The 13,853-nt window shown below is 60.9% G+C and carries 12 protein-coding genes; 7 read left to right on the plus strand and 5 right to left on the minus strand.

Going from position 1 to position 13,853, the window contains the following annotated elements; translation table 11 throughout:
- Positions 1-4: 4 nt before the first annotated feature.
- The 3 genes from B5477_RS03100 (at position 5) to B5477_RS03110 (ending at position 2,816) form a co-directional block, all read left to right on the plus strand.
- Positions 5-1,405, plus strand: coding sequence for a preprotein translocase subunit SecD (locus B5477_RS03100; protein WP_079698343.1), 1,401 nt, complete (start codon positions 5-7; stop codon positions 1,403-1,405).
- Positions 1,402-2,331: a protein translocase subunit SecF gene (gene secF, locus B5477_RS03105; RefSeq protein WP_079698344.1), complete on the plus strand. Its 930-nt coding sequence runs from the start codon at positions 1,402-1,404 to the stop codon at positions 2,329-2,331. Before B5477_RS03100 ends, secF begins: the two co-directional genes overlap by 4 nt.
- 80 nt (positions 2,332-2,411) lie before the next feature.
- A complete protein-coding gene (locus B5477_RS03110) occupies positions 2,412-2,816 on the plus strand; it encodes a hypothetical protein (RefSeq protein WP_079698345.1) in 405 nt (134 codons plus the stop codon).
- Between the two features lie 31 nt (positions 2,817-2,847).
- Here the strand turns inward: B5477_RS03110 and B5477_RS03115 are convergent, their stop codons facing one another.
- The 5 genes from B5477_RS03115 to B5477_RS03135 are packed head-to-tail and all read right to left on the minus strand — an operon-like array spanning position 2,848 to position 8,329.
- Positions 2,848-4,863, minus strand: a complete 2,016-nt coding sequence (locus B5477_RS03115) for a bifunctional 4-hydroxy-3-methylbut-2-enyl diphosphate reductase/30S ribosomal protein S1 (protein WP_079698346.1) — start codon at positions 4,861-4,863, stop codon at positions 2,848-2,850.
- Entirely contained in the window at positions 4,860-5,462 is a 603-nt protein-coding gene (locus B5477_RS03120) for a lysophospholipid acyltransferase family protein (RefSeq protein ID WP_079698347.1), read from the minus strand. The genes B5477_RS03115 and B5477_RS03120 overlap by 4 nt, the downstream gene beginning before the upstream one ends.
- A 30-nt stretch (positions 5,463-5,492) precedes the next feature.
- Positions 5,493-6,164 carry a (d)CMP kinase gene (cmk, locus tag B5477_RS03125; protein ID WP_079698348.1) on the minus strand — a complete coding sequence of 224 codons (672 nt, stop codon included), beginning with the start codon at positions 6,162-6,164 and terminating at the stop codon, positions 5,493-5,495.
- A 39-nt stretch (positions 6,165-6,203) separates the two neighbouring features.
- Positions 6,204-7,445 (minus strand): BaiN/RdsA family NAD(P)/FAD-dependent oxidoreductase, encoded by a 1,242-nt coding sequence (locus tag B5477_RS03130; protein ID WP_117507743.1) that lies wholly within the window; start codon positions 7,443-7,445, stop codon positions 6,204-6,206.
- Between the two features lie 11 nt (positions 7,446-7,456).
- Positions 7,457-8,329, minus strand: a complete 873-nt coding sequence (locus tag B5477_RS03135) for a MurR/RpiR family transcriptional regulator (protein WP_079698350.1) — start codon at positions 8,327-8,329, stop codon at positions 7,457-7,459.
- Positions 8,330-8,766: 437 nt separating this feature from the next.
- Here B5477_RS03135 and B5477_RS03140 point away from each other — a divergent pair, with 437 nt between their 5' ends.
- The 4 genes from B5477_RS03140 (at position 8,767) to B5477_RS03155 (ending at position 13,815) form a co-directional block, all read left to right on the plus strand.
- Entirely contained in the window at positions 8,767-10,035 is a 1,269-nt protein-coding gene (locus B5477_RS03140; RefSeq protein ID WP_079698351.1) for a hypothetical protein, read from the plus strand.
- Positions 10,036-10,212: 177 nt separating this feature from the next.
- Positions 10,213-10,599, plus strand: coding sequence for a GntR family transcriptional regulator (locus tag B5477_RS03145; protein WP_079698352.1), 387 nt, complete (start codon positions 10,213-10,215; stop codon positions 10,597-10,599).
- On the plus strand, positions 10,596-11,498 hold the full coding sequence (locus tag B5477_RS03150) for an ABC transporter ATP-binding protein (protein WP_079698353.1): 903 nt from the start codon (positions 10,596-10,598) through the stop codon (positions 11,496-11,498). The genes B5477_RS03145 and B5477_RS03150 overlap by 4 nt, the downstream gene beginning before the upstream one ends.
- A complete protein-coding gene (locus tag B5477_RS03155) occupies positions 11,473-13,815 on the plus strand; it encodes a DUF6449 domain-containing protein (RefSeq protein ID WP_079698354.1) in 2,343 nt (780 codons plus the stop codon). The genes B5477_RS03150 and B5477_RS03155 overlap by 26 nt, the downstream gene beginning before the upstream one ends.
- Positions 13,816-13,853: the final 38 nt, after the last annotated feature.

The following is a 13,853-nucleotide window of genomic DNA, read 5'->3' on the forward strand; positions in this document are numbered from 1 at the left end:
TCAGATGAAAAAAGTTGGCAAACCCGTGTTTTTCATAGTCGCTTTGCTGATTGTGTTTCTGACGTACACCTCATTCTTCGGTATTTCCACCCAATACGGCGACGTGACCAAGACCTGGATCAAGGGCGCGGACACGATTCGCTGGGGGATCGACATCCGCGGCGGCGTGGATGTCACCTTTACCCCGCCCGAGGGAGTGGACGCGACCGAGGATGAGCTGGCGGCGGCGCAGGCGGTCATCGAGACCCGCCTGATCAATCAGAACATCGCGGACTATGAGGTCTACAAGGACACCGCGAAAGACAGGATCATCGTCCGTTTCCCCTGGAAGGAAAACGAGACCGACTTCAACCCCGAGGAAGCGATCCAGGAGCTGGGCGAGACCGCGCTGCTTTCCTTCCGCGAAGGGATGGAGACCGATGAAAACGGCCTTCCCGCCGGGATCACCGCCGAGAATGTGATCCTCTCGGGCAACATGGTCGAGAGCGCGCAGGCGGTGGTGGACCAGCAGGGTCTGCCGCTGGTCTCCCTAAAGCTCACCAGCGAGGGGGCCAAGGCGTTCGACGAGGCGACCGGACGGCTCTCGCAGGAGAGCCCGAAGGGGCGGATCAGCATCTGGATGGACGAGCTGATGATCAGCGCGCCCGAGGTGCAGGCCCACATCACCGACGGGAACGCCGTCATCTCGAACATCGGGGACATCGAAGAGGCGAAGGATCTTGCCAATAAGATCAACGCCGGCGCGCTGCCCTTCAAGCTCGAGACCGAAAACTACAACTCCATCTCGCCGACGCTCGGCATGGGCGCGCGGGATGCCATGGTGCTGGCCGGGGTGATCGCGTTCATCCTGATCGCCATCTTCATGATCCTTTACTACCGCCTCAACGGCGTGGTCGCCGTGATCGCCCTGATGGGCCAGGTGGCGGGCATCATCATCGGCGTGACGGGGTACTTCCCGGCGATCCCATCCTTCACGCTGACGCTGCCGGGCCTTTGCGGTATGATCCTCTCGATCGGCATGGGTGTTGACGCCAACGTCATCACCGCCGAGCGCATCAAGGAGGAGGTCCGCGCGGGCAAGACGCTCGACGGCGCGATCGACAGCGGCTTTGAGCGCGGCTTTGCGGCCATCTTCGACAGCAACATTACCATGATCATCGTGGCCGTTATCCTGATGGGCTCGTTCGGCCCGACCGACAGCCTGTTCGCCAAGATGCTCAGCCCCATTTTCAGCATGTTCGGGCCCGCGACGGCCGGCAATATCTATTCCTTCGGCTACACCCTGCTCGTCGGCGTGATTCTCAACTTCATCATGGGCGTGACGGCGACCCGCCTGATGCTCAAATCCATTTCCAAATTTAAGCCGTTCCGCAAGCTCTGGCTCTATGGGGGGGTTGACGAATGAAACAGATAGCATTCATGAAAAACCGGAAAATTTATTTCGGTATTTCCATCGGCCTTGTCGTCCTGACGGTGCTGGCCACCCTGATCTTCGGGGTCAATCTCGACATCCAGTTTAAGGGTGGTACCATCATCACCTATTCGCATGCCGGCGACCTCGACGGGGGCGCCTTCCAGAAGGCAATTGAGGAGAAGCTCGGCCAGAAGGTCAATATCCAGGAGCAGACCAACGTGGCCACCGGGAATATGAACTACGTCGTGTCCCTGACCAGCGCCGACGGCCTCTCGGTCGAGGACCAGGGCGCGCTGACCGAGTCGCTGCAGCAGCAGTTCCCGGACAATGCCATTGAGACCTTCGCGGTCAACAATGTCAACCCCACCATCGGTAAGGAATTTTTCGCCAAGTGCCTGGTGGCCGTGGCGATCGCGGCGCTGCTGATGGTCGTCTATATCGCCTTCCGCTTTAGGCGGATCGGCGGCTGGAGCGCGGGCGTGATGTGCGTGGTTGCCCTGCTGCACGACGTGATGATCGTCTATCTCACCTTTGTGCTCTTCAAGTTCCCGATCAACGACAACTTCATCGCGGTGGTGCTCACCATCCTGGGTTATTCGATCAACGCGACCATCGTCATCTACGACCGGATCCGGGAAAACAAGAAGCGCTACGGCTCCAAGGCGAACATCGGCGAGCTGGTCGACAAGTCGATCAACCAGTCGATGACCCGTTCGATCAACACCTCGCTGTCCACCGCGACGGCGATGATCGTCATCTGCATTGTGGCGGTCGTGCGCGATGTGAACTCGATTCTGACCTTCGCGTTCCCGCTGCTGATCGGCATTATCGCCGGCTTCTATTCCTCCACCTTCCTGTCCGGCCCGCTGTGGGTCTGCTGGCAGGAGTATAAGAAGGCGAAGAAGGCCGCGAAATAACCCGAGCGTTGTATAAGTAGAAAAAGGGCCGGTTGAAAACAACCGGCCCTTTGTTTTTCCTCAATGGAAAGGGGAGGCATATGAAAAAATATCTGCAGGCGGCCGGGATCTGGGCTTTGATCATCCCGCTGGCGATTCTGAACGGAGGGCTGCGGGAGGTTGTCCTGGCCGGGCTCGGCAGGCTAGCACTTCCGCTGAGCGGCCTTATCCTGAGCGGGGCGATCCTTCTGGTTGCCCGCCTCCTCATCCCCCGGATCGCCGGGTGCAAACGGAGGGACTATCTTGTTTTCGGGATCCTCTGGTGCGCGCTTACCAACCTGTTCGAGCTCGGCATGCTCCTGATGGCGGGCGGCGGGCTTTCGGACTACCTGGAATCGTTTAACTTTCTCGATGGGAACCTGTGGGCGCTGGTGGTGTTGACCACCCTGCTCGCCCCTCTGGCGGCCCAAAGGTGGAAAGAAAAAGACAGAAAAGAGGCGGTGTGATTCATCACACCGCCTCCTTTTTAATTGTAAATTATTCGGCGTCCTCAGCCGGAGCCTCTTCCTTCTTTTCAGAGGGGGGAGCCGCCTCATAGACGGTGGGAGCCGCATCCTCGTTTTCCTGCTCCTGCTCGGCATTTTCCTCCAGCAGGGCGCGGATCGAAAGGCTGACGCGCTTGTTCTCAAAGTCGATCTCGGTGATCTTGACCTGGACCTCCTGGCCGACCGACAGCACGTCGGAGGGCTTGCCGATCCGCTCATTGGCGATCTGGGAGACGTGGATTAGCCCGTCCACACCCGGGATCAGCTGCGCGAAGGCGCCGAAGGTGGTCATCGAAACGATCTTGACGGTGGCGACGTCGCCCACCTGGTACTTGTTCTGGAGAATGACCCAGGGATTGTCCTCGGTCTTCTTGTAGCCCAGGGAGATCTTCTTCTTCTCGGGATCAATGTCCTTGACGTAGACGTCAACCACATCGCCCTCCTTGACGACCGCAGACGGATGCTTGATCCGCTGCCAAGAGAGCTCGGAGATGTGGATCATGCCGTCCACACCGCCCAGGTCGACGAACGCGCCGTAGGAGGTCAGGCTCTTGACGGTGCCCTGGTAATGCTTGCCGACCTCGACCTCGGTCCAGAACTTCTCCTCGAGCTCCTTGCGCTTCTCGGCGCTGACGGCACGGATCGAGCCGACCGCACGGCGGCGCTGGCGGTTGACCTCGAGGATCTTGAACTCGACTCTCTGCTTGAGAAGAGTGTTCAGGTCCTGACCGCGGGACATGGTGGCCTGGGAGGCCGGGATGAAGACCTTAACCCCGTTGGTGAGCGCGAGCACGCCGCCCTTGACGACCTCCACGACAACGCCCTCGAGAACCTCGCCGGTGTCGACCGCGTTCATCACCTTCTCAAAGCCCGCGATCGCATCGAGGCGCTTCTTGGAGAGCATGACGGTGCCTTCCACGTCGTTGACCCGGACCACCATCAGTTCGAGCTCATCGCCCTTGTGTACCAGTTGGGAAATGTCGGCCTGCGGGTCGTCGGTAAATTCCGAAACCGGCAGGTATCCGGCGTGCTTGGTGCCGATATCGACCGAAATTTCATTCGGCGCAATGCCGGTCACAACGCCTGTGACCTTCTCTCCCGTGTATGTACTTTTAAAGGACTGGTCAAGCAGCTCCTCAAAGCTCAGTTCTTCCTGGTTGTTCTGGTTCTCACTCATTGTTTTTTGTACCTCCTTAATAATGCAGGCCGGTGTGGACGCCCCCGCCGTAATCCCTACCTTACGGACGCCGGCCATGGTAACACCCGAAAGCTCGTTTGCATCCTCGATGAGCACCGCGCGGGTAAACTGTGAGGCGATCTCATAGAGCTTTTTGGTGTTTGAACTATGCCTGCCGCCGATCACGACCATCAGCTCGCTCTCGCGCGCCAATGATTCGGCCTCCTGCTGACGCATAGTTGTAGCACTACATATTGTATCAAAAATTGTGAAGCGTGTACATACCTTTTTTAGAATTTCTTCGCATTTCTGCCATTCGTTGCGGTTAAAAGTTGTCTGTGCGACCATTATTTTGGGGGCATCGGGCGGAAATTTACAATTTGTTAATAAATTTGCGAGCTCCTGCGCGCTCTGGAAGACAAACGCCTCGGAGGAAGCGTGCCCCACGATCCCCTGCACCTCGGGATGCTGCGGGTCCCCGGCCACCAGGATGACGGTGTCGGGTTCCTGGGAGGAGACGATCTTATGGATCTTGCCAACGAACGGGCAGGTCGCGTCCACCGTCTCGATCCCAAATTGCGCGAGTTTACGGTAAACGTCCTTCCCAACGCCGTGGGAGCGGATGACCACCGTGTAGCCGCAAAGGCTTTCGTCAATTTTGTCGGCCACCAGCACGCCCCGGCGGCGGAACTCCGCCACGATCTGGGGGTTGTGGATGATCTCCCCGAGGGTCGCCACCCGCTTTCCCGCGCCCAGCTCGCTTTGCACCATGCGCACCGCCCGGTCCACCCCAAAGCAGAATCCCGCGCTCCCCGCCACCGTGATCGTCATGGGCGGTCCTCCGCACTGTCGAGCAGCTCCTGGATCCGGCTCATGATCAGCCGGCTGGCCGCCTTGATGGTGGCGGGGGAGGAGGCCGAAACGCCCAGCTCTTCCCGGGAAATAGGTTTCCCGAATTTGACGGTAATATGACTGCGAAAATGCAGCTTCTCCCCAAAGCAGACGGCGGTCGGCACCACGTCGGCGCCGCTGGCCCCGGCGATCAGGGCGCAGCCGGACTTGGGGCGCAGCAGCTTGCCGTCCAGCGAGCGAGTCCCCTCGGGGAACATGGCGAGGATCTTCCCCTCCTCCACCGTTTTGATGGCGAAGTCCACGGCCCCGGTGTCCCCCTTGCCCCGCTCGACCGGGAAGGCGCCCAGCCAGTAGAAGAGCCGCCCGATCACCGGGAGCTGGAACAGCTCGATTTTGGCCATGAAGGTGAGGTTGGGCTTTAGCATCACCCCGATGAAGATCGGGTCGCAGTTGGAGCGGTGGTTGCTCGCCACGATGAAGCCCTTGTCTTTCGGCAGGTTTTCGCGCCCCTCAGCGTCGATTTTAAAGGCAAACCAGAAGAAAAAGTGCAGCAGGTTGCGGGCAAAACGGTAAAACATAGACTCGACTCCTTTGTGTTTTCATAAAGCCTAGAGTGCGGCGAGCTTCTCCTCGATCACGCTTCGCAGCTGCGACACCGACTGCTCAAAGTCGTTGCCGGTGGTGTCCACCGTCACCGCATCGGGCGCCGGGCGCAGCGGGGCGATGGCCCTGGTCGAATCGTTGCGGTCCCGCTCGATCACGTCGGCGAGCACCTGCTCATAAGCCACGTCCTTGCCCTTCGCCAAAAGCTCCTGGTACCGGCGCCGGGCGCGCTCCTCGCTCGAGGCGGTGAGGAAGATTTTGACCTGCGCGCCCGGGAGCACCACCGTGCCGATGTCCCGCCCGTCCATGATGACGTTCTGCTTCGCCGCGATGCCTTGTTGCAGCTCGAGCAAAAAGGCGCGCACCTCGGGGATGGCCGACACGCCCGAGGCCGCCATTGAGACGGCGGGGGTGCGGATCTCTTCTGAAACGTCCCGGCCGTTTAGATAGACGTGCTGCCCGTCCTGCCGGTGGCGCAGCTCGAGCGTGATCTGCGGCAGCAGGGCGGGCACCTTCTCCCGGTCGGTGGGCTCGACCCCGTGCTCGAGGGCGTACAGCCCGATCGCGCGGTAGAGCGCCCCGGTGTCGATATAAACATAGCCCATCTGCCCGGCCAGGGACCTGGCAATCGAGCTTTTCCCGGCGCCGGACGGCCCGTCGATGGCAATTGCGATCATATTGTTACCTCCTGTTATTTTTGTATGCAGTCCCCGCCCTTATGCACCGAGGATGTCCTGCGCGGCGAGATAGGCGGTGGAAAAGGCGATTTGCAGGTTGAACCCGCCGGTGAGCGCATCCGCGTCGATCACCTCGCCGGTAAAGTAGAGCCCTTCCGCCAGCTTGGAGCGCATGGTGGAGGGCGCGATCTCGGAGAGCTTGACCCCGCCGCGGGTGATGATCGCTTCCTCGAGCGGGCCCGGGGCCTTGATGTGCAGGGTCAGCCCTTTGACGAGCCCGATTAGCGCTTCGCGCTGCGTGCGGGTCAGCGAATGGACCTTGGTCTCGGGCGGAATGCCCGTCAGCCGCACGATCACCGGGATCAGGCTGCGGGGCAGGAGAGCGTCCAGGGCGTTGCAGAAGTCCCGGTTTTGCCGCTCCTCGAAGTCCCGCAGCAAGCGCCGGTCCAGCGCCGCCCGGTCCAGCCCGGGCTTCAGGTCGATCGCCACCGAAAAATCCGAAGCGCGCGCGGGGTCGAGCAGGCTGCAGGCGGTGAGCACCAGCGGCCCGGAAAGCCCGGTGTGGGTGAAGAGCAGCTCGCCCAGCTCCTGAAAGACCGGCTTCTTCGGCTTTTTTTGGTCCCAGAGCGAGAGGGTCACGTTGCGCAGGGAAAGCCCGGCGAGCTCGCGCACCCACGGCTCTTTCGTATCCAGCGGCGCCAACGCGGGCGCGGGCGGCGCCACCGTGTGCCCGAGCGCGCGAGCGAAGCGGTAGCCGTCACCGCTCGAGCCGGTCGCCGGATAGCTCATCCCGCCGGTGGCGATCACGATATTATCAGCATAATAGCGCTCCCCGGCGGCGGTGCGCACCCCGCGCACCCTGCCCTCCTCGCATAGGACCTCCGCCACCGTGGCGCAGCGTATCTGCGCCCCCGCGTCCTTGACCGCGCGCACCAGCGCGTCCACAACATCCATCGCCCGCTGCGAGGCGGGGAAGACCCGCTGGCCCCGCTCGGTCACCAGCGGAACCCCGAGACCCTCGAAATAGGCCATGGTGTCCTGCGGGGTGAAGGCGGCGATGGCGCTGTACAAGAAGCGGCCGCCCCGTATGCAGTTTTGCAAAAAGGCGTCCCGGTCGCAGTCGTTGCAAAGGTTGCACCGGCCCTTGCCGGTAATCAGCAGCTTGCGGGCGGGGCGCTCGCGCTTTTCCAGCACCAGGGTGCGCTTGCCCCCGACGGCCGTATGGGCGGCCAGGAAGAGCCCGGAAGCGCCCCCGCCCACCACGATCACATCATATTCCAAAGTTTCTCTCCTCACTGGGCGGTTGGCTGGGGCTTCTCGTAGACGTCGTATTCCTCCCAGATGTTTTCCAGGTCCTGATAGGTTTTGAAAATCTCGCCCCGCTTGCGCATCCCGACCGCGACGATCAGGGCGTTGATCAGGCTCAGGGGGGCCACCAGGGAATCGACGAAGGAGACCATGTCGCTGCGCGCGCAGAGCAGGTTGTCGCAGTACGGCGCGATGGGGGAATGGTCGCTGTCGGTGATTCCGATCACATGCGCGCCGGTGGACTTGGCGAACTCGGTCGCCTTGATCGAGCGGCGCGAATAGCGCGGGAAGGTGATGGGGATGAAGACGTCCCCCTTGCCCATATGGTAGATCTGCTCGAAGACCTCGCTGGCGCTGCTCGCGCTCACCAGGCGCAGGTTCTTGAAGATGTGGTTGAAGTAAAAATAGAGGAAGTTGGCCAGAGAGGCCGAGGAACGTATCCCCAGGATGTAGATTTCCTGCGCGTCGAGGATGGCGTCCACGGCGGCCGAAAAGCTCTCGGGGTTGACCGACTCGGCGGTGCGGCGGATGCGCTCGATGTCCAGTGAGAGGACCTTTTGCAGGATGTTGCTCTCCCCGATCTGGTCGCTCGTAACCTCCATGCGCTGGGCGGAGGTCAGCCGGTTGCGGATCAGCTCCTGCAGCGCGCGCTGCAGGCGGGGGTACCCGTCGAAGCCGATTTCATAGGCGAAGCGCACCACGGTGGATTCGCTCACCCCGACGGCGGCGCCCAGCTTTTGCGCGGTCATGAAGGCGGCGCGCTCATAGTGGTTGACGATGTAATGGGCGATCAGGCGCTGCCCTTTCGAGAGCTTGCCGTTCATCGCACTGATTTTGGTCAGCAGGTCCTGTGTCAAGATGTACCCTCCCACCGCCGGGGGAACCCCCGGCGAAACGATGAATAACCGCCCGCGCTTTTTGCGCAAATTGCCCGGCACATTGAAAGAAGGGGCGCGGCGGCTTTCTTCCTATGTCTTATTATAGTCCCCGGGAGGCAAAAATCAATCGGGAATATCCCCAAAATGCAGCGTCAGTTTGCAGGAATTGCAGCATGAAGGTGCAAACCGGATGCTTTTACGTTCAAAAAGACCGCAAGCATAACCAGCTTGCGGTCTTGATTTTGTGTATTTTCGCGCCAGGGTGGAGCAAATGTTCCAATCCCTTCCATTGTTTCCCTAATTATATCCTGTTCTGGCGAAAAATGCAAGGGAAAATAGCGGTTTAAGAGGGCGTCCCGCAGGGGATCGGACCCCCAGCTGGTTATGCTGGCGGTCTTTCTTGGGAGGATGTAAATATGAAAAAGAAAGGGTTGCCGGCAATTTGGGCCGCGCTGGCGTTTATTCTGCTGTTGGCCCGCACGGGATACGCCGCGCCGAGCTCTTCCGGGGTAACGGTTGCGCCGGAGGGCGGCTATCAGTGTGATTACGGGGTGGATATCCCCTTTACCCGTTCGCCGCGCACAGGCAGCTACACCTTCGCCCTCTATCCGGGCGAAGGCGTCGCCGGAACGCCTGAGATGACGGCCAGGGTGGAGGTTGTCCCCGCCTCGCAGGTCAACGTCCACCTGCCGCTACAGTTTGATCCTGCAGCGCCCAGCACCTGGACGCTGAGGGTAACGGCACATGCCGCGCCGGGCCGGGAGGGGCTCGACCGGGAAGCATCGGCTGTCAAAACCTTTACCACCAAGCCGGCCTGCGGGTGCCCCGCCGGGACGGCGGGGGTCTACTATGCGGGGGCGGGTACGGCGCAAAACCCGTTTTTGGTTGCCACGCCCGGGCAGCTGCAGCATATTAACACCCACTTGCAGGGGAAGCATTTTAAGCAGGCGCGCGATATCGACCTGTCCTCCTGGGGGCAGTGGACCCCGATTGGGGATTTTGTTACCGGCGTTGTAAGCAATCCCTTCACTGGATTTTACGACGGCGACGGAAAAACAATAACGGGCTGCAAAATAAACGGCGGCTTCCTGCGCGGCTCGCTTTTTGGCTGTGTCAGCGGCCCGGGGGCCGGGGTCAAGGACCTGTCCGCGCAGGATTTCTCCATCGACGTTTCCGGCGTTAAAGCCAGCGATGCCGGTGCGATCGCCAACTATCTGCGGGACGGGGCCGCCGTCTCGGGATGCCGGGTGCTCGGCTCCACCATTTCCTGCCAGTATTCCGGAGCGGGGGTCGTCGCCGCCATCTTCGAGGGCGGCAGGGTGGAAAACTGCTATGCTGACGGCAACACGGTTACGGGCGCTAGCGTGGGCGGCATCACCAGTTGGATGGAAGGGGACGGAACCGTTAAAAACTGCTTTTCCTATTCCAACCGGCTGGCCGACACCGGCGGCGCGTGCGGTGGCATAGCGGCGAACACCTACAGCGGCGCGCCCGTCCTATCCGGAAACTTTTTCCTTGGCACCACCGCCTCCTGCGGCGGAGGCAACCCCGCCATCAACACGGGCGCCGCTCCGATCACCGCCGGGGCGTTCAAAAATTCGTCCACCTTCTCCGGATGGGATTTCTCCGACGTCTGGTATATGCCCCCGGACGGGGACTATCCCATGCTCCGGTGTTTTTCGTGATTGACCAGCGCCCCGGCCTAAAAGCAGGCCGGGGCTTTTTTCTTTTTTTCGGGAAAAACCTTTCTATGGCTGTTGACAACCCTTCTGGGATATGTTAACATGAGACTGTACTAATACACATAATACGGTTAGTACGGTTTGGTGATACGGAATTATCAAACGAAGGGGTGAATAATTTTGATTCGGATCGATCCGTACAGCCGCTCGCCGATCTACGAGCAGGTGATCCACCGCATTTCAGAGCTGATTATGGTGGGGGATCTGAAAAACGGCGACAAGCTGCCCAGCGTGCGCACCCTGGCAAGGGACCTGGGCGTCAACCCCAACACGGTACAAAAGGCGTATGCGGAACTCGAACGCCGCCGCATCATCTATACCGTTTCCGGCAAAGGGAATTTTGTGGGGGAGCGCGACGTCGTCTCCCGCCAGGTGAGCGACCGGCTTCTGGAAAGCCTGCGCGAGGCCGCGGTGGCCGCGCGCAACAACGCGATTCCCTATCAGACGGTGGCGACGCTCGTCGAGCGCGTCTATGACGAAACAGACGGGGAGGGGAAGGACGAATGATCAAAGCGGCAAACGTCGTCAAGTTCTTTGACGACACCCGGGCGCTGGACCACTTTTGCACCACCATCGAGGACGGGTCGATCTACGGCCTGATCGGCTCGAACGGGTCGGGCAAATCGACCTTTCTGCGGCTGATCGCCGGCGTTTACCGCCCGGACGAGGGGCAGGTGGAGATCGAGGACGCCCCGGTCTTTGAAAACCCGCTGATGAAGGACAAGGTGTTCTTCGTTTCGGACGAGTTTTACTATTTTCCGCAGTCCACCATGGACGAGATGGCCGCCTTCTATGCGAAGATGTACTCCGGCTTTTCGTGGGAGCGCTACCGCAAGGTGGGCGGCATGTTCCCGATCGACCCCTCGCGCAAGATCAACACCTTTTCCAAGGGCATGCAGCGCCAGACCGCGCTGATCCTGGGGCTCAGCTCCCAGGCGCAGTATCTGCTGCTGGACGAGGCGTTCGACGGGCTGGACCCGATCATCCGCACGGCGCTGCGCAAGATCCTGGCCGACGACGTGGCGAGGCGGGGGGCGACGGTGATCATCACCTCGCACAACCTGCGCGAGCTCGAGGACATGTGCGACCACGTGGGGCTTATGCACAAGGGAGCGATCGTCTTCGAGCGGGAGCTCGACGAATTAAAGCTCGGCTTTTGCAAGGTGCAGGCGGCCTTTAAGCCCCTGCCCGACATGGACCGGCTGCGCGGGGAACTGGAAATCCTCCAACTCGAGACGCGCGGCAGCCTTCTGAATATGGTGGTGCGCGGCGAAAGCGGGCGGGTGCTCGAAAAGCTGTCGGCCTACGACCCGCTCTTCGCGGAGAGCCTGCCTCTCACACTGGAGGAAGTATTCATCAATGAAATGGAGGCGATCGGGTATGATTACAACAACGTCATCTTCTAATCGCGGTAAACTTTCCGGCCTCTACCTCTCCATTCTGCGGCGCAACTTCGGCGTTACGCTGCTGTATTTTATCTTTCAGTTTTTGTTTTTCCCCCTGCAGTACATCCTGAGCGCGACCGACGCGCTGAAGAACCAGAACGCGGCGGGCCGCATCCATTTCATCGGGATGGGCGGGATCTACACCGGGATTTCGCTGTTCTTCTTCACCGCAATGGTGATCGTGGCGCCCATCCTCTTCACCATGATGCAGTACAGCTTTTTGCATCAGAAGCGCTCGACCGACCTGTTCCACGCCCTGCCGATCCGGCGCGAGCAGATGCTGCTGGTCAATTTCGCGGCCTCGGCCACCATGATCCTGGTGCCGATGGCGCTCAACTATGCCGTCACCATCATCGCGGCGGCTTCCTTCGGCTTCCCCGGCTTTTCGCTGCTCGGGGCGCTCGCGGACGCCTTCTCGGCCTTCTGCCTGACGCTTGGGCTCCTGGCCGTCACCACCCTGGTCTCGGTCTCCACCGGGACGGTGTTCGACAACCTGGTCTACACGGTGGGGCTGCTGTTCGGGGTCCCTTCGGCGGTCTTCCTTTGCTTGGGGTATGCGGCGAACGACCTGTTCGGCTGCACCCTGCCCGACTGGTCCCAGTACCTCTTCCTGGCCTCCCCGGCGACCGCTCCGGCTTATCTGCGGATCGCGGCCCAGGGGGAATTGGAGCAAATCACCTCCACCCCCGGCTTTCTGCTCGGCGTATCGCTGGGGTGGCTGGCGCTCGCGGGAATCTTTTTGCTGGTGGACATCGGGGTCTACCGCCGCCGGGGGAGCGAGCTGGCGGGCAAGACCGGCTACAGCAGCGTGCTCACACAGCTTGTCAAGCTGACCGGCGCGCTGATCGGCGGGGTCTGCTTCACGCTGCTGGTGCGCTCGGTGGCAAACTCCGAGGGCCTGCTGCTCAGTGCCGTTTCGGCGGCGGTGGGCGGGGCGCTCATCTACTGCGTGGCTGAATGCGTGATGTCGCGCGGCTTCAAGACGATCAAAAAATCCGCCCCCTACCTGGGCGCGGGGCTGGCGCTGCCGGTGCTCTTCGTGCTGATGGTCGGGCTCGGGTGGTTCGGCTATGAAAGCAGGGTGCCCACGCTCGATAAGATCGAGAGCGTCGAAATCAATTTTACGGACCGCTACGGCTTTACCCACTATGATTTCGACGCCAGCCGCAAGAGCCTCGAGCGCATGCAGAAAAACGGCCGCAACGCATACGATTACTATTCGCTCGAGACCATCAACGAGATCCTGCTGGCCGACGAAAAGGCCAGGGAGCTGGTGCACGACATCCATCAGGACATCGTAAACGGGCATGAGCAGGAGGAAAAGAACGTCTCCGGCGCATACATCACTCTGGAATATAAGCTCAAGAGCGGCGGCTCGCTCAAGCGCAGCTATTACGGCATGCCGCTGCTGGCGGGGGAGAAGTACAACGAGCTCAACGCCTGCGAGGAGGTCAAGGTGCAGACCCACCCGGTCTATAGCCTGAAGCCCTCCGATGTGCGGGAGATTACCCTGCTCAACCGCCTGATGGGCAATGTCACCCCGGTTTCCCTCTCGGAGGGACAGATTGGCCGGCTGATCGAGGCGCTGCGCGAGGACATGAGCGCCGAGACCTATGAGCAGATGGAAAACGGGCGGGAGCTCGGCTATCTGGTGCTCACCCCCAAATACGGCGCCGAATACTTCAGCTACACCTCCATGCGCAAGCCGGGCTTCGTCCTGCCCGACGAGAGCGACGGCTACGACGCCTGCTACGTCCTGTTGACCGAAAACTATGAGAGCACCCTGGCGCTGCTCGGCGAATTCGGTTACGACGGGTTTGAGCGGGTGGATTACGACAACATCGAACGGGCATATATCACGCTCGACGCCTACTACAACCGCGACAACGTCATGCGCATCCAGGGGCCCTACGGCTTCGACCGCTCGGATCTTGCGCAGAACGAGGAGATGCTCAGCTATAACCGCGGCAACACCGAAATCACCGATCCGGCCGTGCTGCGCATCCTCGCCGAAGCGGTGCGCGGCAACGCGCAGAACGCAGTCGTGCAGGTGGACGGAAGCGACAAGCAGCCCTCCTGGGGCGGCTCGATCACTTTGATGGTCACCTTCGTAAGCAAAGACGGCAGCAACCTGGTCCACACCTTCGCGGTCAACCCGAAGGTGCTCCCCGAGGCGACGCTCCTGGAACTCAAGGACAGCTTCAACCGCCAGTGGAGCGATGAAAACGTGGAGGACCCCTTCACCCTGGTGCTTGAGCGGATCCGCTCGGAGCAATAAATCTGCGTATCACTTAAACCAAACCATAAACCGCCCAA

Source organism: Provencibacterium massiliense (assembly GCF_900169495.1).
GTDB lineage: Bacteria > Bacillota > Clostridia > Oscillospirales > Ruminococcaceae > Harryflintia > Harryflintia acetispora.

Bases quoted from the DNA above. Each gene is read 5' to 3' on its own strand.
- B5477_RS03100 (WP_079698343.1), top strand. From the start codon at position 5: ATGAAAAAAGTTGGCAAACCCGTGTTTTTCATAGTCGCTTTGCTGATT.
- secF (WP_079698344.1), top strand. From the start codon at position 1,402: ATGAAACAGATAGCATTCATGAAAAACCGGAAAATTTATTTCGGTATT.
- B5477_RS03110 (WP_079698345.1), top strand. From the start codon at position 2,412: ATGAAAAAATATCTGCAGGCGGCCGGGATCTGGGCTTTGATCATCCCG.
- B5477_RS03115 (WP_079698346.1), bottom strand. From the start codon at position 4,863: ATGACGATCACGGTGGCGGGGAGCGCGGGATTCTGCTTTGGGGTGGAC.
- B5477_RS03120 (WP_079698347.1), bottom strand. From the start codon at position 5,462: ATGTTTTACCGTTTTGCCCGCAACCTGCTGCACTTTTTCTTCTGGTTT.
- cmk (WP_079698348.1), bottom strand. From the start codon at position 6,164: ATGATCGCAATTGCCATCGACGGGCCGTCCGGCGCCGGGAAAAGCTCG.
- B5477_RS03140 (WP_079698351.1), top strand. From the start codon at position 8,767: ATGAAAAAGAAAGGGTTGCCGGCAATTTGGGCCGCGCTGGCGTTTATT.
- B5477_RS03150 (WP_079698353.1), top strand. From the start codon at position 10,596: ATGATCAAAGCGGCAAACGTCGTCAAGTTCTTTGACGACACCCGGGCG.
- B5477_RS03155 (WP_079698354.1), top strand. From the start codon at position 11,473: ATGATTACAACAACGTCATCTTCTAATCGCGGTAAACTTTCCGGCCTC.